The sequence below is a fragment of the Anaeroplasma bactoclasticum genome (assembly GCF_003550015.1).
GTDB lineage: Bacteria > Bacillota_I > Bacilli_A > Acholeplasmatales > Anaeroplasmataceae > Anaeroplasma > Anaeroplasma bactoclasticum.
Genome location: NZ_QXEV01000028.1, coordinates 1 through 22,660 on the forward strand (window position 1 = coordinate 1; position 22,660 = coordinate 22,660).

Annotated in this window: 24 protein-coding genes; 1 reads left to right on the forward strand and 23 read right to left on the reverse strand. The window is 30.8% G+C overall.

What is annotated here, in order from left to right:
- Positions 1-356: 356 nt before the first annotated feature.
- The 4 genes from EI71_RS08390 to EI71_RS08405 all read right to left on the reverse strand — a co-directional run bounded on the left by EI71_RS08390 (position 357) and on the right by EI71_RS08405 (position 3,186).
- Positions 357-971 (reverse strand): sugar O-acetyltransferase, encoded by a 615-nt coding sequence (locus tag EI71_RS08390; RefSeq protein WP_119016798.1) that lies wholly within the window; start codon positions 969-971, stop codon positions 357-359.
- Positions 968-1,585 carry an HAD family hydrolase gene (locus EI71_RS08395; protein ID WP_162849900.1) on the reverse strand — a complete coding sequence of 206 codons (618 nt, stop codon included), beginning with the start codon at positions 1,583-1,585 and terminating at the stop codon, positions 968-970. The genes EI71_RS08390 and EI71_RS08395 overlap by 4 nt, the downstream gene beginning before the upstream one ends.
- Positions 1,586-1,587: 2 nt before the next feature.
- Positions 1,588-2,175 (reverse strand): class I SAM-dependent methyltransferase, encoded by a 588-nt coding sequence (locus EI71_RS08400; RefSeq protein ID WP_119016800.1) that lies wholly within the window; start codon positions 2,173-2,175, stop codon positions 1,588-1,590.
- Positions 2,176-2,268: 93 nt separating this feature from the next.
- Complete coding sequence (locus EI71_RS08405; protein ID WP_119016801.1) at positions 2,269-3,186, reverse strand: GNAT family N-acetyltransferase; 918 nt, start codon at positions 3,184-3,186, stop codon at positions 2,269-2,271.
- A gap of 99 nt (positions 3,187-3,285) precedes the next feature.
- Between EI71_RS08405 and EI71_RS08410 the strand changes: the two genes are divergently transcribed.
- On the forward strand, positions 3,286-4,962 hold the full coding sequence (locus EI71_RS08410) for a metallopeptidase domain-containing protein (protein ID WP_119016802.1): 1,677 nt from the start codon (positions 3,286-3,288) through the stop codon (positions 4,960-4,962).
- 37 nt (positions 4,963-4,999) lie between these two features.
- On the opposite strand, the gene EI71_RS10225 is transcribed toward EI71_RS08410, so the two are convergent.
- The 19 genes from EI71_RS10225 to EI71_RS08500 form a co-directional block, all read right to left on the reverse strand.
- Positions 5,000-5,164 carry a hypothetical protein gene (locus tag EI71_RS10225; protein ID WP_162849901.1) on the reverse strand — a complete coding sequence of 55 codons (165 nt, stop codon included), beginning with the start codon at positions 5,162-5,164 and terminating at the stop codon, positions 5,000-5,002.
- Positions 5,165-5,173: 9 nt separating this feature from the next.
- Positions 5,174-5,692, reverse strand: a complete 519-nt coding sequence (locus EI71_RS08415) for a hypothetical protein (protein ID WP_119016803.1) — start codon at positions 5,690-5,692, stop codon at positions 5,174-5,176.
- Between the two features lie 108 nt (positions 5,693-5,800).
- Positions 5,801-8,374, reverse strand: a complete 2,574-nt coding sequence (locus tag EI71_RS08420) for a hypothetical protein (protein WP_119016804.1) — start codon at positions 8,372-8,374, stop codon at positions 5,801-5,803.
- Between the two features lie 101 nt (positions 8,375-8,475).
- On the reverse strand, positions 8,476-9,093 hold the full coding sequence (locus EI71_RS08425) for a response regulator transcription factor (RefSeq protein WP_162849902.1): 618 nt from the start codon (positions 9,091-9,093) through the stop codon (positions 8,476-8,478).
- Between the two features lie 3 nt (positions 9,094-9,096).
- Positions 9,097-10,311: a sensor histidine kinase gene (locus EI71_RS08430; protein ID WP_119016806.1), complete on the reverse strand. Its 1,215-nt coding sequence runs from the start codon at positions 10,309-10,311 to the stop codon at positions 9,097-9,099.
- A complete protein-coding gene (locus EI71_RS08435; RefSeq protein ID WP_162849903.1) occupies positions 10,308-11,891 on the reverse strand; it encodes a histidine kinase N-terminal 7TM domain-containing protein in 1,584 nt (527 codons plus the stop codon). The genes EI71_RS08430 and EI71_RS08435 overlap by 4 nt, the downstream gene beginning before the upstream one ends.
- 68 nt (positions 11,892-11,959) lie before the next feature.
- A complete protein-coding gene (locus tag EI71_RS08440) occupies positions 11,960-12,529 on the reverse strand; it encodes a biotin transporter BioY (RefSeq protein ID WP_119016808.1) in 570 nt (189 codons plus the stop codon).
- A complete protein-coding gene (locus EI71_RS08445; protein WP_119016809.1) occupies positions 12,529-13,218 on the reverse strand; it encodes a biotin--[acetyl-CoA-carboxylase] ligase in 690 nt (229 codons plus the stop codon). The genes EI71_RS08440 and EI71_RS08445 overlap by 1 nt, the downstream gene beginning before the upstream one ends.
- Positions 13,218-14,123, reverse strand: coding sequence for an ACP S-malonyltransferase (locus EI71_RS08450; RefSeq protein ID WP_119016810.1), 906 nt, complete (start codon positions 14,121-14,123; stop codon positions 13,218-13,220). The genes EI71_RS08445 and EI71_RS08450 overlap by 1 nt, the downstream gene beginning before the upstream one ends.
- A 2-nt stretch (positions 14,124-14,125) precedes the next feature.
- Entirely contained in the window at positions 14,126-15,046 is a 921-nt protein-coding gene (locus tag EI71_RS08455) for an acetyl-CoA carboxylase carboxyltransferase subunit alpha (RefSeq protein WP_119016811.1), read from the reverse strand.
- A gap of 1 nt (position 15,047) precedes the next feature.
- Positions 15,048-15,923 carry an acetyl-CoA carboxylase, carboxyltransferase subunit beta gene (accD, locus tag EI71_RS08460; protein WP_119016812.1) on the reverse strand — a complete coding sequence of 292 codons (876 nt, stop codon included), beginning with the start codon at positions 15,921-15,923 and terminating at the stop codon, positions 15,048-15,050.
- Positions 15,904-17,271: an acetyl-CoA carboxylase biotin carboxylase subunit gene (gene accC / locus EI71_RS08465; protein WP_119016813.1), complete on the reverse strand. Its 1,368-nt coding sequence runs from the start codon at positions 17,269-17,271 to the stop codon at positions 15,904-15,906. Before accC ends, accD begins: the two co-directional genes overlap by 20 nt.
- Position 17,272: 1 nt before the next feature.
- Positions 17,273-17,695 (reverse strand): acetyl-CoA carboxylase biotin carboxyl carrier protein, encoded by a 423-nt coding sequence (accB, locus tag EI71_RS08470; protein ID WP_119016814.1) that lies wholly within the window; start codon positions 17,693-17,695, stop codon positions 17,273-17,275.
- 4 nt (positions 17,696-17,699) lie between these two features.
- Positions 17,700-17,942: an acyl carrier protein gene (locus EI71_RS08475; RefSeq protein ID WP_119016815.1), complete on the reverse strand. Its 243-nt coding sequence runs from the start codon at positions 17,940-17,942 to the stop codon at positions 17,700-17,702.
- Positions 17,939-18,676, reverse strand: a complete 738-nt coding sequence (locus EI71_RS08480; RefSeq protein ID WP_162849904.1) for a flavodoxin family protein — start codon at positions 18,674-18,676, stop codon at positions 17,939-17,941. Before EI71_RS08480 ends, EI71_RS08475 begins: the two co-directional genes overlap by 4 nt.
- Before the next feature lie 24 nt (positions 18,677-18,700).
- Complete coding sequence (fabZ, locus tag EI71_RS08485; RefSeq protein WP_119016817.1) at positions 18,701-19,147, reverse strand: 3-hydroxyacyl-ACP dehydratase FabZ; 447 nt, start codon at positions 19,145-19,147, stop codon at positions 18,701-18,703.
- Complete coding sequence (locus tag EI71_RS08490; RefSeq protein ID WP_162849905.1) at positions 19,144-19,872, reverse strand: SDR family NAD(P)-dependent oxidoreductase; 729 nt, start codon at positions 19,870-19,872, stop codon at positions 19,144-19,146. The genes fabZ and EI71_RS08490 overlap by 4 nt, the downstream gene beginning before the upstream one ends.
- Positions 19,873-19,884: 12 nt before the next feature.
- Positions 19,885-22,263 (reverse strand): beta-ketoacyl-[acyl-carrier-protein] synthase family protein, encoded by a 2,379-nt coding sequence (locus tag EI71_RS08495; protein WP_119016819.1) that lies wholly within the window; start codon positions 22,261-22,263, stop codon positions 19,885-19,887.
- 92 nt (positions 22,264-22,355) lie between these two features.
- A complete protein-coding gene (locus EI71_RS08500; protein WP_211321088.1) occupies positions 22,356-22,592 on the reverse strand; it encodes a phosphopantetheine-binding protein in 237 nt (78 codons plus the stop codon).
- Positions 22,593-22,660 lie beyond the last annotated feature (68 nt).

Sequence of the window (22,660 nt, forward strand, 5' to 3'; positions counted from 1 at the left end):
AGATAGTATTACTGTATTGTGTTTTAAAATACCAGTAAATATATCTGATATAAAATGAGTATCTACCTTACCTAAGCCTTTTGTAATATCCTTTATATAATTAACAATTTCATCTTTTAAAATATCGTTTAAAGTGCTATAATTTTTCATGGAAAAAGTCCTCTGGTATTTAGTTATTTTTGCCAATTTAATTATACCATTTTTGAGGTCTTTTTTCACTTATATAAGACACAAAACCCAGGTATTTCTACCTGGATATTTTTTTATCATTTTTACCCTTTATTAAAAAATGGGGAAACACAAATCATTTGTTATATTATGCTAAAAAAAAGAAAAGACTATTTTTTTCAATAGCCTTACTTATATAAATCCCAATCGATTCTTTCTTCTTTATAAAAGAATTCTTTATCGTGGTCTGATATTTCTCTTAAAACCTTACAAGGATTCCCTACTGCAACAACATTAGCAGGAATATCTTTAACTACAACTGAGCCAGCCCCAATTACAGAATTCTTACCGATAGTTACACCAGGTACTACTGTAACATTTGCACCAAGCCATACATTTTCTTCTATATGAACATCCTTATTATATTGTAATTGCTTTAAACGGAATTCTGGTAATATTGGATGATTTGCAGTAGCTATAGTTACATTAGGTCCAATCATTACATTATCCCCAATATAAATATGTCCATCATCTACTAAAGTTAAATTAAAATTAGCATATACATTATTACCAAAATGAACATGAGCACCACCAAAATTTGCATAAAATGGTAATTCGATATAGCAGCCATCTCCACAGGAAGCAAATACTTCCTTCATATATTTCGTTTTTTCTAAGATATCGGAAGATTTTAATTTATTAAATTCCTTTAGTCCATCTAACAAGGGTCTTTGAATTCCTGCAATTTCTTCAACATTAGGATTATATATTAATCCCTTTTCCATCTTTTCAATTTCTGTCATTTTAAAATCTCCATTAGTTCATAATAATTTTTTACATAAGGTATATTATTTTCTTTAAATGTATTTTGCTTTCTTTCTAGATAAGCCATCCCTAAAAATGGAATACCTATCTCTTTTGCAGCTAAATAATCTATAAAATTATCTCCAATATATAAGCATTCTTCTTTTTTTACATTAAAGTATTTTAAAGCCTGTTCTAGTAAATAAGGATTTGGCTTTAATAAATCCGCTCTTAAAGGTATTCTTCCAAAGAATGGTAAGGATAATCCATTATGATATTTTTCCATATATTTATCTATGCATTCTTTAGAATTATTTGAAACAATTCCAATAGAATATTTATTTAAAAGTATTGGAAATATTTCCTTAAATCCATCTACATGGTATCCCTTATCTACTGCATCAAGTTCAGCTTCTACTATTATTTCATTAATTTCCTTTAAGCATTCTTTATTATCCCTTGCAAATAAAAAGCAATTAAAAAAATTACGGTCAGAAACTTCCTCTAGACCGTATTTTTTTAGTGTATTATTTAATTTCAAAACAAGTGGTTTTCTATCATAATCCTTAAATAAAAAGAACATAGTAGAATCGAAATCAAATAATAAAACCATACTTAAGCAACCTCTTTAACTAATACAGCATTTAACCAGCGATCCGTACGGTTTTCTCTTACATCATCGCTCATATTTACAAATGCTAAAACCAATCCTGTATCCTTTAAATAGGATAAAATAGAAGACTCTGTTTGATCAACATAATATCTTTCTGTTCTTTCGCCTTCAAATGTACCATATTTAAAAGAACAATAGAATACACCATTATCCTTTAATGCCTTAGAGCATTTTTTTAATACTAAATTTAAATCACAAGCTGGAACATGAAGTAAGGATGCGCTTGCCCAAATGCCATCAAATTCTTCGTTATAATTTAATTCTTCTGCAGTTTGCTTTAAAACATTTTTTACGCCTATTTCTTTGGCATGATTTAAAAATTCATCAATAGGATCTATAGCTAAAACATCATAACCTATACTTTGAAAATATAGGGAATCTCTTCCAGACCCACAGCCTAAATCTAATATTTTTCCCCTTTTAGGCATATATTTTAAAAAGATTTCATATTGAGCACTCATATCTGCGTGCTCTGTATCTAGAATAAACTGCTTCGCATTTTCTAGATAATATTCCTTTGTACCCATCATTTTACAACTCCTCAATTTAAACCATTTATAAATATTTTACATTTTATAAAATGGACTTTCAAGCATATTGAAATTATAATTTCAATAACATTATTATAATTTAAAATAAGAATCCCTATCTAAAAAGAAAAAAATACCGTTTGAATATTCATCACCAAAATACCATGTATTATGTAATATAGCTTCTTCTTTAAAGCCTAAGCTTTTCGCTAAGGCTATAGATGCATAATTCTTTTCACTACAGTCTAAACTAATCGATATAGCTTTATTATAATTTGCCTCCATCTCATATTTATAATCCTTAGTAGTTAATGCAACTAATCTTTCATTAAAATATGCATCCATTAATAAAGCTACAGCTTCCTTTGCATATCCTTTATTTCTATGCTCCTTATAAATATAATAGCTTAAGGCAGCAGCCTCAAGTGGAGATTGGAAATTTTGATCCTTTCTAAGTGGCCTTAGGGCTACTAAGCCTAAGGCTTCCTTTGTTTTTTTATTTTCTACTATAAAAGAATATGGATGATAAAGGTTTAATGCTACATTTTTAGGGTTACTTGATTCTAAAGGAATCATTGTATAAAACAGGAAATCTCCATCCTCTATTAAATGCTTATAATATAAATCCTCATCTAAATTAGTACCTACTCTTAAGATTACATTTTCTCCTTCCATAGGAGGATTAATATTTCTTAAGATATTTAAGGATAAATCATTATGATAATAAAGGCTAGAATTCTTTAACCATTCTTCTCTTTTATATAAGTAGCTTTCAATAAAGCCCTTTGCATCCTCTGTAAAATCTAAATCCACTTTATAATCAAAAGGAATTATAATGTGATTCCATAAATATTTAACTGCATTAGGGTCATTCTCATCTAAAATAAGATTAATATTCTCTATAGTATCCTTATAATTAGGTGATTCCATATCACTTAAATCAAACTTTGGAATAACATCATCTTTTATATTTAATAATCCTCGAATATATGTTAAAGCCTTATCTTCCATATATAATCCTCACTTTCCTTTATTATATATTATTTATATAACTTTTGAAATATTCTCAAATAATATATAATATATATACCTTAATTAAGGAGGTATATTATGCGTTACAAAAAAATAATATTTAGTATTTTATCATTTTTATTTCTTTTAAGCTTAAGTTCTTGTTTTTTAGGCATAAGCTTAGATAACTTAAATGACTTTAGCAAAAATGAAAAAAAGAGAATGGAGGAATACTATGGTATTGTATTACCCTATTGTACAGGGTATTCCTATAAAATAAATGATACTTATAATGAAGATTTTCAATTTGAATATAAAGTAAGCAACATTAAAGAAAAAGACTATCAAGACTATGTAAACCAATTCAAAGAATATAAATTAATTAGGGAAAGAATAGATGAAAAAACATCTATGGAATATAAAACATTCTTCGATACAAATACAAATACTTATATTGACTTATGTTACTATACAGGAGAATTATTTTATAAGCCTTATTTAGATGTCTATATGTATCAAAGAGGATATGTAGATTATTATGATACATATTACACCAATGAAGATAATCCAATTTTTTTATTGGGTGATACCATCGATATGAATAATTCAAAGTATCCAAATTTGTCATACATCAATGGATATGATTATTTTTGTCCATCAAAAGGAGATGTAAAAATACTTGTTTTGCCTATAGATTTTTACGACAAGCCTTATAATAGAAACACTATTAGTATTGATGAAATCGAAACTGTTCTTTATGGAACAAATAATATTTCTCTAAGAAACTACTATTTGGAATCAAGCTATGAAAAATTAAATCTTTCCTTTGAGGTTGTGAATAGTTGGTATAGAGCCAAAAAGAATTCTTCTTATTATGATAGTTCTCTTACTATTTCCGAATTAGTTAATGATGCGCTAGCATATTATGACAATCAATATGATTATTCAAAATTTGATTCTAATTCCGATGGTGCAATCGATGGAATCATTTTAGTTCATACTTTAGATTCTTCGTCCAAACTTGATATTGCATGGCCTGCAACAAGAAATAATGCTAAAGAATATGGAAATCAAAAAGACACTTATGATAATGTATTTGCGTATCGATTCTATCATATTAATTATGATCAGATTATTACTAGAAGTCATACGATAGATTCTTATACATTAATTCATGAATTTGGACATATGATGGGACTAGATGATTATTATGACACGAATTATACCGATCGTACCTTCCTCCCTCCATTAAATGGAATGGATGTAATGGATGGAGAGTTTACAGATCAAAATGTATATTCTAAACTATTACTAGGATGGATTAATGAAGGAAAGGTTATTAATAAATCTAAAACAATAGAGCTTAATAGTTTTGAACATACTGGTGATTTTGCAATCATTTCAAACAATTTTGATTTAAACTATGGTCCATTCCAAGAATTCTATATCATCGTATATAATTCAGGACTCGGTTTAAATTATAGTTCTACTTCTTTAAATCAAAGCGGAATTATAATCTATCATGTAGATGGATGCTTATATACTTATAATTCAGGTACCGTGATGATGAATTATAACAATGATCAAGCAGGACAGTATTCTGAAAGATTCAATCTAATCGAATTCGCTAAAAAGGATTATTATCCATATGTATTAACATCTGATGGACAAACCACATTAAATCTAGTGGATAATAATAAAATAGATTTATCCTTCACTCTAGAAATGCAAACAATAAATAGTACTAAAATAAATCTATCTGTTACTATGAATTAAAAGATAGAGCGTTGCAAAAATTTGCAACGCTCTATTTTTATTTAATTTCAATTAAATCATAATATTTATAATTCGATGTCTTAAGCTTATTTTGAATCCATCTAATAGCATAATCTCTTGTGCCTTCAATTCTTTCCGTATATGCTGGAGTACCATTTCTATAACAAGCTTCTGTAATATAATATCTTATTTCAAATACCATAATGCCACCTTAGAATAGTTCAGCTTCTGCCCAAAATATACCGGATAGGATATTGCCCTTTGTAAGCTTTGGTAGCTCACTTTTCTTTTCAGCTACTATTGCAGCTTCAATCTCAAGGCCAAGTAGGCTAGCATCAAAAATTAAAATATTATCTGGATGAGGTACTTCTTCATTTGTAACAATATGAGTAATCGTACAATTAATTAAGCTTACAGGCTCAGGCTTAAAATCTTTATCATTTTCATCTAAAGGAAATGAGCCTGTAGGAATGGTAGCTTCAAAAGAAAGTGGCTCATCTAGCCCTAAGAATTCTTCTTTATTTCTTGCAATCTTATTTATTCCATGACAATAGAATAATACATCTAAATCATATACTTCATTTTCCTTCATATCTGATTCACTTACAAATACTTCCATAGGGAAATGAATATCCGGATTATCTATAGAATTAAATAAAGCATAACCAGAGATTTCACCCTCTTCATTTTTTCTAGGTGTTACTAACCATTTCTCAAATGTATATTTCATATTCTTATCCTCCATCGCATTCTTTAATTTAATTATAAATTATTCTATTTTATTTTAAAACAAAAAATAGAAAAAAAGCATCTAGGCGTATAACCTAGATGCTAATTTTTATGCGGTTTTTACAACTCTTACAACATGAGTATCTTCATTTACATAAATATTATATGTACCAGTTTCTGCAAATACTAAGAAATAAGAGCCTGCAGCTAATAATGAAATTAAGCTTGAAGAATCACTTGCAACTGTAATATCAGTTACTCCTTCTCCATTAGGATCCATAATGGATACATACTGATTAGCTGCTGTAATTACCATACCTTCTGCAACCACTTCTGCTTCATTACTTGCATTTCTTTTGAATGTTTTAGAAGAATAGCTTCCTAAATTTATAGCAGCACCATCAACTAAGCCACTTAAAGTTACATATTCAACTACATCTACATGTACAACTAATGTATCTAAATTTAAAGTAAGTGTGTATTTACCTGCCTTAGTGCACATTAGTAATGTGGAAGATACAATAAAGTCTGTTGTTGTATCTAAGGTAACTGTTAGCATATTATATGAAGAATCTGTAAATGCTATATAACCATTCTTGTCAAAATCAATATTAGATACTGTAACTATATTGTTACTATCCTTTGTTAATCCTGTAAAGGATGATTCCTTACTTGTCATATAATATGCATCTGAAGATGCTGATGCAGGTGCAAAGGAAATTGCAATATTACCACAAGATGGAATAAACATAATTACATAAGTACCACTTGTTTCTAAATGAATATAGCCTTCATCGTTTGAATAAGTGAAATCAGAACTACTATATTTGGATTCAAATACAGAATATCCATAAGTATTACCTGAATTATCCTTTAAATAAATAGACATAGGAGCACTTATTGGTAATTCAATTTGATAAACGATATAACCATTAGCCAAAATATATTCTTTAATATCTGTCGCATTCACTGTAGTTTCATGGTTTAACATATGAAGTGCATAACCATATTCATTAGAATCCTCACTAATTGTATTCTTTGTTAAAGGGGCTGTATCCACTTCACCCTTTACTCCTACTTCCATACTAGTAACAGTTACAGGGTCATGAACAAATGCTAAGGTAAGCTTTTCATCACCATTTCTACTAAATTCAAAGCCGACTCTATCGGTTGTATTTATGATAATTTCTCCATTATCACCACAAGTGAAATAATGACTTCTCCAAATTTCTGATTCTAAAATATCATTATAACCATAAGTTTTATCATTAATTGTATCCTTAATTAAAACCTTATCACCAACTAAAAGAGAAATATAACCATATACATAGCTATTTGTTTCCGTACCAAAATTATAATTGATTTCTGACATAGGGTATAAAGTAACGCCTGAATCATTTGTTACTTCAACAAAAATTCCCTTTTCTTCCGTTTCATACTCTAAGCTAATAGCCACACCATTTGGTGTTGCAAGGACATTAAATGTTACATCCGTTGCATCGACAGTTACTTTATAATCATCATCAATACCATCCCCATTAAAGAAGGAATACTCACTTCCATCTTTAAGGAATAGCTTTATAGTATCTCCAACTTTAACCTCACTAGCCTCTAATTTCCACTGAATGCTATTTTCATTATCCTCTACTAGGGTTAATGCATATTTATCATTATTAATAGCTAAAGATATTTCCTTAGATAAAACCGGAATAGAAGCATCTGTAATTTCTTTGCCAGATAAATCAAATAATTTACCACAAACAGTACACTTATTATGCTCTATTCTACCTTCATTAAAGAATGTAGCTGGATATCCATAATACTTATCTAATTTATGGCTTGCACGACCAATGTTAACCTCTTTTGACTGTGTTTCAAAAATATAATTATCAAAATTGGCTGTATAAATTATTATTCCATCCTGAAGACAAGTTGCAGTAGTTATTATAGATTCTTCTGTTTCTTTTTTTTCAGTTATAGTGCCATTACATACACTACATACTGCTTCAGCCATACATTCTTTATTATCTATACTCCATGTATATTTATATGTATAATCATGGTCTTCTGTCTTTGGAGTAGTTACTTCAACCTCTTGGTCTTCAAATACTTCATTAGTAAATTCTACAGTATATTTTGTTAAACCATCCCTACTACATGAAACCTCATTTAAAACATCTTTTGTAGATGTAACTTCCTCTGTTATTTCATTCTGACAATATTCACAATAAACACTTGCCTTACATGTAGAATAATCATAAGCCCAGACATATTCTGGGTTTTCATATTTATGGTTAAGCTTAGGAACAACCTCTTCCTTCTTTTCTATAAATTCCTCACCATTAATTACTACCTTAGCTATATAAGTATTTAATCCATCCTTAGTACAAGAAGGAATAGTTGTTTCTTCCTTTGTAATAGTTGCAGAAACCTCTATCTCTTCTCCATCTTCGCCTAATTTATAGGTGAATGTTGCACCGGCATATTCTTCCCAATTAAATTCTCCAATAATATCTAAAATAGGATTTGAAGTTGTAGGAGTCTCTGTTTCAGTTTCTGTAGGGCCTACTGATTCTGTTATAGTTTTTGTAGTTGTTTTTTCGCTATCACCACAGCTAATTAAAGAAAAGGAAGCCATTCCTAAAGCGAATATTGAAAATAAAAACTTCTTTGTTTTCCTCATAAATATTACTCTCCTTTTTAAAATAATATCTATGTTATATTTTATTTTAATTATAATTAAAAAACACCACCCAATTGGGTGGCATCCTTATGAAAACAAACTCATTTTATTGCAATTCCTAAGCTTCTTGCGACAGCTGCAAGCTCTGTTCTAGTATGAAATCCAGTCTTATCCAATAAGCCTTGAATATACCATTTAACTGTATTTGCAGATAGCCCTAATCTTTTTCCAATTTCTATATTGCTATCTCCTGTAATAAGCTCTCTTAATATATCTAATTCTCTTTCAGAAAAGTCATGATTTGATGCATTACCAAATTGAATCGTTGGAGTATCTAATGGAAAAATAGATTCTCCATTCATTGTTCTTTTCATGACATCAATAATGGAATTAGAATCTCCATCCTTATACCAGAAAGAATCTATTTTATTCTCTTTTGCTTTTTTTAACCAAGAAGCCTCAGGCATAGAGGTTACAATAATGATTTTAATATTTGAATCATATTTTTTTATTAACAAAGCCTCATCTAATCCATTATTTCCAAGCTCGGTTAATACATCCATTAATATTAAATCTATTTTGCTTCTTTTACATATATCTAAGGCTAAGGAAGCATTAGAAATAGATGCTACTAAATTAAAATCTTTTTCTTCATTTACATATATTTCTAAAAGCTTTCTTGGCATTGTTTGGTCTTCAACAATTAAAACATTATACATAAGCTATTCCTTTCTTAAGGTAATCTTTATTTTAAATACATCCTTTGTATTATATTCTACTATACCATTTAATGAACTTACTCTATCTTCAATTACCTTAAGTCCACCAGATGGAACAAATGAGGATGGAAGATTGCCATCATTTATAAATTCAATATATCTATTCTTTTCATCCTCACTAATTCTAATTTCAATTCTATTTGCATTACCATGCTTTTTACTATTGACCATTATCTCTTTTGTTGATTTTACAAATAGAACTAATTCTTCTTCTGTGTAATTTTTTATATTACCAACAAATACGAATTCTAAACCAATGAGTTTTGCTAAAACAGATATATCCGATAAGGTATTTGCTGCAGCTTCATTTTCGGTATCATTAGATAAAACTAAAATGTTATTTTGGAAGCTTTCTAATATTTTTATTTTATCCTCTTCTTTAGATGCATTTAAGCTTGATAATAATAATTTATTAAATTCATCATGAATTTTAACCTTACTATCTAATCTTTCTTGTCTTTTAATATTTTCTTCAATATTTTTACCATATTGCTTCATTCTTAGATTTGCACTTTTGGTTTCTAAATCTAACTTTTGTAGCTCTTTTGTTTTTGCATATAATTCTGTAATATCATCTGCAATGATTTCATTTACATGAATTCCATCTACCATAAATTCATTAAATCTAAATTTAATTACCATATCATTTAGCTCATAAATAGATTTATCCTTGATCTTATCATAGAATTCTATTCCATTTAATAATAGCTTATTTGTTATATTATAAGCTATTTCATTCATCATATGATTCTTTAAAATCAATACTCCATCATCCTTGTAATAGCATAATCCTGCAGGAAGCATATCAAATGCTTCCTTATAAGCTAATTGATTTATGTTTTTATAATTCCATCTAAAATTTCTTATAATAATTATTATATTCGTTATAAATAATATTATTACTACCAATACATATACAAATACTGGAATCTGATTAAAGAAAGAGAAAATTGCCTCATTTTTCTTTAGATTCATTTCCTTAATACCATTTAAGATAATATAAGAGAAAATGCAAAATATAGAAGATATTATAGCATCCTTAACTCTTTTTTGACCTAAGGATAATAAAGCATTAACAATGAAAAAGAAACAAGTAATTAAATATATAAAGCATAGGATATTTCTTGAAAATAAATTTAAATCCATAAAAGGTATCATAGGTCACCTCCAAAAGAAATATCTATATAGGAGGTATTATCTTCTATTTCTTTTGCAAAGCTACTTTCTATTCCTTCAAGAACTAGCCTTAAGCCAGTATCATTTATAGTAATCATAAGACCTTTAAAGAACTCTAGGGAATCATTTAAAATATCTCCAAATTTTTGGAATGCTCCCATAATATTTTTAGAATCAATATTTCTATTTTCATAATTCTTATTTAAGAAAGCCTTTATATTACTCTTTTGTAAATATAATACAATTTCATTTAAGGACAAATAAAACTCATCTAAGGATATAGAATCATTCGCTTCTAGCATTAAATTTGCATATCTTTTTATATATACAGTAAGAATAGAAATATATTTAATATTTTGGTCATATAAAGATAAATCATCCTTTGTTTTTTCAGCTAATGCCTTTATATGATCTAATTCTTTTTTTGTAGCAAGAGTGATATTATCATATGTCTTTTCTTTAGCAGTGATAAATGCATCTTTAAATGCTAAATCATTTTCTAATCTTATAAGCTCATTTTCATCCATCATGGATTCAATAGTATCCTCTAGCTTTTCATTAATTTGATTTAATTCTTTGATATCATCACTCCAATATACAAAGCCACCGTTTATTTTATTCTTATGTAATCTTATATCCTGGCTTAATACTTTTGTCTTATCAAAGATTAAATCACTATTGGATAATTCTAATGCTTCATTTCCTTTAATATGGATATTTCCTTTATTATCTGTAATAAAGGCAGATATATTTGATTTTAAAAAGAACTCTTTAGAGTATTTATTGGTAGGAATCAATCCTATTTCAATAGAGCCTAAGAAAAAGCCTGCAATAGAAAAGCCAAATACCTCTGGTAGTTCTCCTAAGGAAAATGGAATCTTATCAAATACACCTAAAGCGTAAAATACCATCCAAACGATAGAATATAAAATTGGAAGTAAAGGTAGCCACATCATTTTTTTGGCAGCAGAAAGGCTACATTTTTTAATAAGTATGATTATAATAATTATCATTTCTATCGCCAAAATTCCAATTAATACAAAATAAAAAATACCATAAGAATATTGATTGTCCCAATTTATAAAGTTTTCATTAAATTTAAATACCCACTGATGTAAGTCATTCGTTAAAACAATTAAAAATAATATACTAGAAAATGTTAATAAACTTATAATTATTCCTTTTCTTTTGAATAATCCATCTTCTCCTACACTCAAGGATGCGAGAATAGTTAATGCTGGAGTAAATATAAATGGTAAATAATAAAAATACCAAAGATGTCTTGCGATAAAATTACTTTCTTCGAATGCAATATATTTGGATGCTCTAAATAATAATAATAAAGCAAGTAGTAATCCTATAGATATTAAATATCTTCTGATAGGCTTATCTAAAACTCTAAAATAGAAATAAAAGATTAATATTACAACTAATATGAATAAATAAAAGGATGTTATATTTCTAAGCAAAAATAAATCCGATAATGAAATCGAATTTAATAAAAGCTCTATTACAAATAGAAAAATGAATATTAAAATGCTTCTTACTAATTTCTTATTCATTTTAAAGAATCCTTTCTAACGTTAGTATTATTGTATCACAAAGAGAAAAAAAGAGTAAGCAATTATGCCTACTCAATAATTTTTGGTAATTCTTTATTTGGATATAAGCTATTATTCAAGATTGGTTCTAATCTTAAAGAGATAATAAAGGATATTGCAACACTAATAGAGTCCTTTAAAATGAATGGGAAGAAGCCAACCTCTAAAATATATAATAAACTAACCTTATCACTACCTATATAATATTTCAATATGAAATACATATATACTAAGCCAATGAAATCTAAAAGAATTAATCCTAATAATCCTTTAAATAAATTGGCCATTTTATGGTTATTTAAGATATTTGACCCACTTATGAAGGAAGATGCCAAAAAGCCTAAAATAAAGCCAAAGGATGGCTTTAATACGTAATAAAAGCCTCCACCTTCACTAAATACGGGAATCCCAATTAAGCCCATTAGAATATAGGATATAAATACAATTGCACTTTTCTTCCATTTTAATAAAAATGGAATAAAAGAAACTGCAAATGTTTGTAAGGTAATAGATATTACTCCTATAGATACAGATATTTTAGAGCATATGATTAATATAGAAAGACATACAGTCATTAAACATAAATCTTTAATCTTCATTATCTTATAGACTCCTTTATATCAATTTCATCGCTTGAAACATGAATCGTAGTTGAATCATTATTTAAGATTAAATGGCCATTTTGATCTACACCTATAGCTTTATATAGCTTATCATGATAAGAAACCATTTTACCAATCACTATGGATTTTTTACGATATAATTCAATAACATCTTTAATATCCATTTTGTTTAATTCAGATAGCTTATTCATTACAGCATCAATAATCTCATATTTAGATAATTTTGTATTTAAGCCTATGGCGTTAAATTCCATCTTATCACTCATATTAAGTCCAATACCAATAATGGCACTAGAGAAAGATTCTTGATATACATCTTCAATTAAAATTCCTGCAAGCTTCTTATTTTGTAAATAAATATCATTTGGCCATTTAATTCCTGTATCATATCCAAAGCCAGCTAAGGCTAAGCATAAGGCAAGTGGGGCTGTTAGATGATATGCACCATTCTTTTTTAATAAAATAGAAAATATACAATCATCTTCCGATACCCAAACTCTATTATATCTTCCTCTACCCTTTGTTTGTCTTTGAGCTATAAGAACAGTTTTGTCATTATAATCCTTAGCATTTTCTTTTAAATAGGTATTGGTTGATTCTATTTCATCAACCAAATAGAAGGAATATTTCGATTCATATTCCCAATTTAGCTTTTTAATTATCATTATTTCTTTAATGCCTCAACTAAAGCTTTATAGGATTCATAATCTGTAACTGTATAAATACCTACCTTACGGTTTACTCTTTTTACAAAGCCAGATAAGGATTTACCAGGTCCAATTTCAATAAATGTATCTACACCTTGTTCCATTAAATACTTAATAGAATCTTCAAAATATACAGAAGAATGAATTTGATCTTCTAAAATATCATTTAAAGGTCTATTTTCTTCTTTTCCTGATACATTATAAATCATCTTATATTTTGGAGTATTTGGAGTGTATTTATCTAATACACCTCTTAATTCCTTTGATGCATCTAACAAGAAGGAGGAATGAAAAGCACCAGATACATTTAATTCTACTACCTTTAATGCACCAAGCTTAGTCATATTTTCCATTGCTAAATCAACACCCTTATTATCACCAGTAATTACAATCTGTCCTGGGCAGTTATAATTGGCAACCTCGCATACACCTTCACTAACCTTAATACCATCTAATACCTTATCTCTATCTAAACCGATAATGGCAGCCATCTTAGTTGTACCTAAAGGGAGAGCATTTTGCATGATTCTTCCTCTATTTTTGATGATATCTAAAGCATTATCTAAGCTCCATGTATCACCAAATGCTAAAGCAGTATATTCACCTAAGGATAGACCACAGGTGTATTCAGGAATAATTCCTTCCTTTTCTAGTGCCTTAGAAATGACATAGCCTGTAAGTAGCATTGCAGGCTGTGCATATGCTGTTTGATTTAATACACCCTTAGAATCTGTAAAACAGATTTCTTTAATATCAGGATATTTATCATAGATTTCCTTTGCGAAATCTATATTTTCATAAAAGTCCTTGCCCTGACCTACATACTGGGCACCTTGACCAGCAAATAAAAATGCAATCTTCATTTTTATACACTTCCAATTCTTCTGAATTTTTCGTATCTTTTGTTAAGTAATTCATCTTCGCTTAATTCCATAAGGCTTGTAAACTTCTTAACTAATCTTTCTTTTAATTCTTTCGCAAACTTATCGGATACATAGCGAATACCACCAAGTGGTTCTTCTACAATCTCATCTGCAATACCATAATTGATTAAATCCTGGCTTGTAAGCTTCATTACCTCTGCAACCTCTCTTACAGGAACCTTATCCTTAAATAGAATGGAGGTAAATCCTTCTGGAGATAATACAGAATATACAGCATTTTCAAACATATAAATATGATCCGATACTGTTAGGGCTAATGCTCCACCAGAACCACCCTCAGATAATATAATAGAGATTACTGGAGTTTTAAGCTTAGAAAATTCATATAAATTTTCCGCAATCGCTCTAGCCTGTCCTCTTTCTTCTGCACCCTTACCTGGGTATGCGCCTGAGGTATCTACAATAGTTAAAATTGGGCGGTGGAATTTTTCTGCTTCCTTAGCTAAACGAAGTGTCTTTCTAAAGCCTTCTGGAGAAGTCATTCCAAAGTTTCTTTTTAAATTGTCATTTAAGTTTTCGCCCTTCGCCTGAGCAAGTACGGTAATAGGCATATCACCTAAGAAGCCAAGTCCTGCAATAATTGATGCATCATCAGAATAATATTGATCTCCATGAAGCTCAATAAAATTTGTAATTAGCTTATCAATTAAAGCCTTAGCCTTAATTCTTTTTTCACTTCTTGCAATTAATACCTTATCCCAAGCAGATAGATTCGAATAGGTTTCTTGTTTTAATTCTTTAAGCTGTAATTTAAGTGAAGATGCACGACTATCCGATGGATCTAGGGATAAAAGCTCCTCCTCTAGCTGACTTATCTTCTTTTCATTTTCTTCTAAAATCATCTTACTTATAGTTATGAAGCTTAAGCAATAAGCTTAAAGTTTGCTTCAAATCCTTTCTGTCAGAAATCATATCAAGGTATCCCTTTTCAAGTAAGAATTCAGCAGTTTGGAATTCCTTTGGTAATGTTTCCTTGATTGTTCTTTCAATGACTCTTTTACCTGCAAAGCCAATTAATGCATTAGGCTCTGCAATTGTAATATCCGCTAAGGATGCGAAGGATGCAGAAACACCACCTGTTGTTGGGTCAGTTAATACTGCAATATATAATCCCTTCTCCTTAAATCTAGCTAAAGCCTGGCTAGTTTTTGCCATTTGGAATAAAGAAATTACTCCTTCTTGCATTCTAGCTCCACCAGATGTTGTAAATAGAATTAATGGTAAATTCTTTTTTTCAGCAAATTCAATTAATCTTGTAATTCTTTCACCACATACGCTTCCCATAGAACCCATCATAAAGAAGGAATCCATAACACCAACGCATACGCTAATACCATCAATCTTACCTAATACACACATTACAGATTCATCTTCACCTGTAGCCTTTTTCGCCTTATCTAGCTTATTCTCATAATCTGGGAAATCTATATATTTCTCTTTGATATTAGTGAATAACTCTTCATAGCCTAAATCTAATACATCAATAATTCTTTCACGGCTAGTTAATCTACCATGGTGATTACAATAAGGACAAACCTTATGGTCTAAAATATAATTATCCTTCAAAATCAATCTTGCACAGCCAGGACACTTAACAATTAAATCATCAGGGATTTCCTTTGGTACTTGTGGTGCATATTTCTTTCTTAGGTTTAATTCCTCCATTGCATTATTAAATTCTAGGATTTCTTGTTTTCTTTTATTGAATGAGTTTTCCATTTTCCTTTAACTCTCCTATAAATCCTTCAATGAATGAAGTGTCATAATGTCCTAAAATAAACTCTGGATGGTGTAATAATACATAATCAAATTCTGTTGTAGTTTTAACACCATCAACAATTAATTCCTCCAAAGCCTGACGCATTTTTCTTATGCATTCTAGTCTTGTTTTTGCAAAACAAATTACTTTTAAAATCATAGAATCATAATATGGAGAAATTGTATAGCCTGGATAAACTGCAGAATCAATTCTTACACCCATTCCTCCTGGAGTATGTAAGAAATTAATCTTACCAGGATTTGGACGGAAATCATTTCTTGGGTCCTCTGCGTTTATTCTACACTCAATGGCATAGCCATATAGCTTAATATCTGCTTGCTTAAACTGTAGTGGTAAGCCATAAGCAATTTTAATCATATTTTTAACGATATCCACATTCGTTACTGCCTCAGTTACACAGTGCTCTACTTGGACTCTCGTATTCATTTCCATAAAATAATAATTTTCAGAATCATCAACTAAAAATTCAATTGTACCAACAGAATCATAGCCAATCCATTTACATGCTTTAATTGCACTATCATATAATTTATTCTTTAAATCCTGAGAAATAGAAATACATGGTGCTTCTTCAATCATCTTTTGATTTCTTCTTTGTAAGCTACAATTTCTTTCAAATAAATGAATGACATTACCATGCTTATCGCACATAAGCTGTACTTCTATATGCTTAGGATGCTTAATAAACTTTTCAATATAAACCTCATCATTAGAAAAGAACTTTAATGCCTCTTCCTTTGCTTCATTAAATAGTGGTGTGAATTCTTCTTTAGATTCAACTAAACGAATTCCCTTTCCTCCACCACCTGCAGAGGCCTTAATTAAAACAGGATAACCAATAGATTCTGCTACATCTAAGCCTTCCTCTAGGTTAACTGCCTTATGAGAGCCCGGTACAACTGGTACTCCTGCAGCAATCATAGACTGAATTGCTTCATTTTTATTTCCCATTTTCTCCATAACAGAAGGATTTGGACCTATAAAAGTTAAGCCGCACTTCTCTACCATACGAGCAAATTCAGGGTTTTCAGATAAAAATCCAAAGCCTGGATGAATTGCATCACAGCCAGATAAGCATGCGGCAGTTATTATATTTTCAACATTTAAATAGGAATCCTTTGGTGCAGCATCACCAATACATACAGCCTCATTCGCAAGCTCCTTATGTAATGCTTCCTCATCGCCCTTAGAATATACTGCAACAGTTTGAATACCAAGCTCCTTGCAGGCTCTAATTATTCTTACAGCGATTTCACCACGATTCGCAATTAATATCTTTTTGAACATCTTAATCACCTATGATAAATAAGGTTTTACCAAATTCAACAACATCATTTTCCTTAACCTTGATTTCTAAAATAGTACCATCATAAGGAGATGTGATTTCATTCATAACCTTCATTGCTTCAACAATGCAAAGCTTTTGGCCCTTCTTTACCTTTTGGCCTACTTCTACAAATGGCTTTGCATCCTTATATGGAGCTTGGTGGAAGGTACCAACAAGTGGTGCTGTAATCTCTTTTCCAACTGGAGCATTTACTACTTCCTTAGGCAAAGAGTTAGTAGTTTCATCAACATTTGGTTTTGAAACCTCTCTTACACCACTATTCTTATCTAGTTTAATCTTGATGCCATTCTCCTCAATCTCTAAATAAGATAGAGTAGAATTCTCAAGAAGCTTCATAAGCTTTTCTATTTCTTCCAAATTCATTTGCTTACACCTCAAGCTTTCCTTCTACAACCTTAACAACCTCTTTAACAGTCATCATGGTGTCCATTTCATTCATTTCTATTTGAATTCCAAACTTTTCTTCTAGTGCTAGAATCATTTCTACTGCATAAATCGAATCAATTCCTAAATCTGTTTTTAAAACAGAATCTGGAGTAATTTCTTCATTGACGTTTGCACATTCGATTAGCATTGTTTTAATATCTTCAAAGGTACATGTCTTTTTCATTTCTTTTCCTCCTGCCAAAATTGATCCAAGAATATCTTATAAGCACGCTCACTAAATGGAGGCTTTGATAAGCTCTTTAGGGTTTCACTATCTAAAGAGCCTTCCTCCATAAATTGTTTACCTGCTTGAATAAACTTCTCAAGGAATCTATTTGTTTTAGATTCCGAATTTAACTCTACAAGTGTTTTAACCTGTGGTACATAAATACCATAATATCCATCCTTACCAACAATGTAATCAAACTGTGCTTTAACTGCATCATATACCTTATCTACTTCTGTATAAGCACAGCTAGATATGATGATAAATCTTTTATTTGGATCATAATATCTTAAACCATGGAAGGATGTTCCATCCTCTGGTGGCTTATGACCTCTATAGGTTAACATCATAGATAATAGCCTATCGGTTAAAAGCTTTAAAATACCTGGCATGGAAAAGAAAAATAATGGGAAGGATTCAATAATGATATCCGCACCTAATATTTTTTCTTTTACCATAGCTACATCATCATCCTTAATGATGCATTCACCCTCAGTTCTTCCCCAGCAGGATAGACAGTCAATGCAAGGCTTAATCCTTAAGGATTGTACATTAATGATTTCTAAATCAATATCTGAAGACATCTTTAAGCCTTCAATAAATGCATTTGTAATCACCATAGTACTACTTTTATTCTGTTTTGGACTTCCGTTTATTACAAGAACCTTTTTCTTCCCTGGATTGCCCCACATAAAAAATCACCCTTATTTAATAAATTATCTTTGATAAATTGTATCCTTTGGAACCTTTGTAAAGGATAATGTTCCCTTAGAATAAATATTACCATCTACCATAACCTTACAATCAAAGGTTGTGATAGGTCCTAAAACCTTTGTCTTAGTTACACTAATATTTAATACATCCCCAGGAATTACAGCCTTAATAAATTTAAAGCCATCTACCTTAAGTAATACATAAATATTGTCTGTATCTGTGCCAGATGCTTCAAATACTAAGGAGCATAGCTGGGCACAAGATTCAATTATTAATACACCAGGCATAATTGGTGAGCCTGGGAAATGACCCATAAAATATGGTTCATTTACAGATACACATTTAATACCAAGTGCACTTTCATTTGGATTAATTTCTAAGACTCTATCAATCATTTGAAAAGGTGGTCTTTGTTTAATCTTTTCATTAATCTCATTTATTAAAATCATAGAGATAATCCTCCATCAATAGTTAAAATCTGACCAGTCATATACTTGGAATTATCAGAAGCTAAGAAAGAAACAACATTTGCGATATCCTCTGTTGTTCCAAGCTTATGCTGTGGAATAACCTTTAAATATTCTTCCTTCTTTTCTTCTGGAATTGCCTCAAGCATTTCTGTTTCAATAAAGCCTGGTGCAACAGCATTCACACGAATACCATATGGAGCAAGCTCCTTAGCTAGTGTCTTAGTCATTGTATTTACAGCACCCTTTGTTGCGCCATATACACTCTGACCTGGTAATGAGAAGGAACCAGAAACACTAGACATATTAATAATTACGCCCTTCTTCTTACGGAACATCTTTAAAGCACAAGCCTGTGATGCATAAAAATATCCCTTAACATTTAATTCAAAGCATTGGTCTAGGTTTTCCTTTGTTAAAGTTAATAATAGCTGATCTCTAACAATACCTGCATTATTTACTAATACATCGATAGAGCCATATGTTTTAGAAACTTCTCTAACCATCTTATTAACTTCTTCAGAATTTGACATATCTGCCTTATAAATCATGCCATCTCCACCGAAGGCCTTAATTTCATCTAAAGTCTCCTGTGCCTTAGCATCATTATGAGAATAATTAATTACTACGGTATATCCATCCTTTGCAAGTCTTACTGCGCAAGCCTTACCGATACCACGGCTAGCTCCTGTTACTATTGCTACCATATTAATCTCCTTTTACTTTGTAATAATTACAGCTGTGTATACTCCACCTGCTGCATATGAAATACATAATACATTCTTTAAGGAATCTGATTTAACATCAATTACCTCTCCATCAATTGTATAACCCTTATCTTCTTTAATTTCACCTGCAAGCATTAATGCTGCATGTCCTAAGGATAGGGCAGCTGCTGCAGCTCTACTTTCACCTACATGAGCTTTAACCTCAAGTAGAGATAGGCTATCAGCCTTAGCGCCAAATACACGCTTTAAAGAATTAATTTCAATATCATCAATTGCCTTTAAGCCACAAGCAAAGCCAGATACTGTATCAATATCATCAATAGTTAAATTTGCATCCTTAAGTGCTAACTTAATTGCTTCATCTAGTCCTAAATCAGAACCAGTAATCTTACCAAATTCAACTGCCTTCGTTGCCATACCATAGCCTAATACTTCGGCATATTTCTTTGCACCACGAGCAATTGCATTCTTATCATTTTCAAGTACTAATGTGATAGAACCATCAGATAATGTAAATCCATTCTTCTTATCAAATGGCATAGCTACTTCGTTTGCTAAAACACCAAGCTTGTTATAAACCTCATAAATACCTTCAATGTTCTCATCAGTACCAGATGCTAAAACATAAGTTTCTTTTCCCTGACGGATAATATTTGTTGCGTATGCTACTGCCTGTAAGCCTGACTGGCATCCATTTGTTACAGTAACGTTATAGCCCTTAACACCACTACAAATAGATAAATAACCACCTGCAGCATTATAAACTGTATTAGGGAACTTGAATGCACTACCATTTGCGCATCCCTTTTCTACAATATTTTCTGTAAACTCTAAGCAAGTACCAAGTGCACCCTCACTAGAGCCTTCAACAATACCAATGGATGTCGCATTAGTATCTGTTACTGTAATACCTGCATTCTTAAGTGCCTGCATACCAGATACAACCTGAATACGAGATAGATTATCATGCTTACGATATAAAGCCTTTAGGCCATATTCTACATAATCATCTACTGTAACCTCTGAATGTAGGCTTGCCTCAGTAGGAACTACATTCTCTTCTATCTTAGCCTTATAATTTTCAACTCCACTACCATAAGGAGTTACAATACCTAAGCCTGTTACATATACCTTGCCATTATCATTCTTTGTAGTAACATTACCATCCTTCTTAGAGAAGATGATAGATGCATTGTTACCACCAAATGCGAAGGAATTAGACATAACAGTTTCTAAGTCCTTTTCATGGCTATTATTTGGAACAAAATCAATTGCTCCAGCCTTTTCCTTTAATCTTTCTAAATCATCATTATCATATCCTACAGTTGCAGGAACGACATTATTTGTTAATGCCTTAATTGCAAATACAGCCTCAATTGCACCAGCTGCACCTAAGCAGTGACCAACCATTGCCTTTGTAGATGATACAGATAGATTATCATTATTACCATCAAAAATAGTATGTAAAGATAAGAATTCTGCATTATCATTCTTAGCTGTACCTGTACCATGAGCATTGATATAGCCAATTTCATTCTTAGCTACACCAGAAGTTTCAAGTGCCCAATTAATTGCATTCATCTGGCCCTCACCATCTTCTCTTGGTGCTGTAATATGATGTGCATCAGAAGATACACCAGAGCCTAATACCTCACAGTACATCTTGGCATTACGTGCCTTTGCATGCTCATAAGATTCAACAATAACTGCACCAGAGCCTTCACCTAAAGTGATACCTGAGCACTTATTGAATGGAGAGCATGGATTAGAGTCTAATGCATGTAATGCTAAGAAACCAGCATATGGTACACTAGCAAACGCATCAGAACCACCTGCGATAACGATATCTGCCTTACCAGCACGAATTAAATCACATGCATAAGCAATAGAAATTGTACCAGCTGCACAAGCATTTGCGATATTTGTTACAACACCACCAGCCTTAACATATCCAGCAATATTTGCTGCAATTGCACTAATAGGCATTTTAACAATATCAGATGCAACTTTCTCATTTCTGTAATAGTGATCAATAGATACAGCTCCACCAACACAGCTACCAAAGATTACGGATACTCTTGTATCATCATTAAACTTTCCAAGCTTTGCATCATCTAATGCTTCTGTTACTGCCTTAATTGCAAGCTTAGAGGAACGGTCCATATTCTCTGTTCCTTCAAGATTGTCTAAATTATCACACTTAACCTCTGCAGCAAGTGTAGCATAACAATCCTTAGTATCTACTGTTTTGGTATTCTTAATTCCTGAAACACTTGCTAAAGCATTTTTCCAAGATTCTTCTACATTATTTCCAATTGCGTTAATTGTACCTAAACCAGTGATAACGCAACGATTTTTCATTTCTGTCATATATAATTCCTCCTTGAGTAAAGTCAACTTTACACGCGCGTGTAAAATTAATGACAACCCGCAAAAACGGGTTGTCTATTGTCAGTAATATCTTACTGATGATCAGCAACGTATGCTGCGATTGTATCGATAGATAAGAAGTTAGTCTTGTCAACACCATTCATGGATACACCGAAAGTCTCGTCTACAAAAGAGATGATTTCGATAGAGTCGATAGAATCAAGACCGATTCCTTCACCGAATAAAGGAGTATCAAACTGTAATTCGTCTGGATCAACACCTAATTCGTCAACGATAAAATCCTTTAACTGCTGCTTAATTTCTTCCATAATAATTCTCCTGGGTTATCTTTATTTGATAGGCAAATTTTACCTAACCTATGGTATATCCCGAGTTT

Coding starts and splice junctions, on each gene's coding strand:
- EI71_RS08430 (WP_119016806.1), bottom strand. CDS start 10,311: ATGATACCTTTTATGGATTTAAATTTATTTTCAAGAAATATCCTATGC.
- EI71_RS08445 (WP_119016809.1), bottom strand. CDS start 13,218: ATGATAATTAAAAAGCTAAATTGGGAATATGAATCGAAATATTCCTTC.
- EI71_RS08395 (WP_162849900.1), bottom strand. CDS start 1,585: ATGGTTTTATTATTTGATTTCGATTCTACTATGTTCTTTTTATTTAAG.
- EI71_RS08400 (WP_119016800.1), bottom strand. CDS start 2,175: ATGATGGGTACAAAGGAATATTATCTAGAAAATGCGAAGCAGTTTATT.
- EI71_RS08390 (WP_119016798.1), bottom strand. CDS start 971: ATGACAGAAATTGAAAAGATGGAAAAGGGATTAATATATAATCCTAAT.
- EI71_RS08415 (WP_119016803.1), bottom strand. CDS start 5,692: ATGAAATATACATTTGAGAAATGGTTAGTAACACCTAGAAAAAATGAA.
- EI71_RS08480 (WP_162849904.1), bottom strand. CDS start 18,676: ATGTGGGGCAATCCAGGGAAGAAAAAGGTTCTTGTAATAAACGGAAGT.
- EI71_RS08490 (WP_162849905.1), bottom strand. CDS start 19,872: ATGGTAGCAATAGTAACAGGAGCTAGCCGTGGTATCGGTAAGGCTTGC.
- EI71_RS08420 (WP_119016804.1), bottom strand. CDS start 8,374: ATGAGGAAAACAAAGAAGTTTTTATTTTCAATATTCGCTTTAGGAATG.
- EI71_RS10225 (WP_162849901.1), bottom strand. CDS start 5,164: ATGGTATTTGAAATAAGATATTATATTACAGAAGCTTGTTATAGAAAT.
- EI71_RS08440 (WP_119016808.1), bottom strand. CDS start 12,529: ATGAAGATTAAAGATTTATGTTTAATGACTGTATGTCTTTCTATATTA.
- EI71_RS08410 (WP_119016802.1), top strand. CDS start 3,286: ATGCGTTACAAAAAAATAATATTTAGTATTTTATCATTTTTATTTCTT.
- EI71_RS08475 (WP_119016815.1), bottom strand. CDS start 17,942: ATGAAAAAGACATGTACCTTTGAAGATATTAAAACAATGCTAATCGAA.
- EI71_RS08405 (WP_119016801.1), bottom strand. CDS start 3,186: ATGGAAGATAAGGCTTTAACATATATTCGAGGATTATTAAATATAAAA.
- EI71_RS08455 (WP_119016811.1), bottom strand. CDS start 15,046: ATGATTTTAGAAGAAAATGAAAAGAAGATAAGTCAGCTAGAGGAGGAG.
- accD (WP_119016812.1), bottom strand. CDS start 15,923: ATGGAAAACTCATTCAATAAAAGAAAACAAGAAATCCTAGAATTTAAT.
- EI71_RS08495 (WP_119016819.1), bottom strand. CDS start 22,263: ATGACAGAAATGAAAAATCGTTGCGTTATCACTGGTTTAGGTACAATT.
- accC (WP_119016813.1), bottom strand. CDS start 17,271: ATGTTCAAAAAGATATTAATTGCGAATCGTGGTGAAATCGCTGTAAGA.
- EI71_RS08435 (WP_162849903.1), bottom strand. CDS start 11,891: ATGAATAAGAAATTAGTAAGAAGCATTTTAATATTCATTTTTCTATTT.
- fabZ (WP_119016817.1), bottom strand. CDS start 19,147: ATGATTTTAATAAATGAGATTAATGAAAAGATTAAACAAAGACCACCT.
- EI71_RS08500 (WP_211321088.1), bottom strand. CDS start 22,592: ATGGAAGAAATTAAGCAGCAGTTAAAGGATTTTATCGTTGACGAATTA.
- accB (WP_119016814.1), bottom strand. CDS start 17,695: ATGAATTTGGAAGAAATAGAAAAGCTTATGAAGCTTCTTGAGAATTCT.
- EI71_RS08425 (WP_162849902.1), bottom strand. CDS start 9,093: ATGTATAATGTTTTAATTGTTGAAGACCAAACAATGCCAAGAAAGCTT.
- EI71_RS08450 (WP_119016810.1), bottom strand. CDS start 14,123: ATGAAGATTGCATTTTTATTTGCTGGTCAAGGTGCCCAGTATGTAGGT.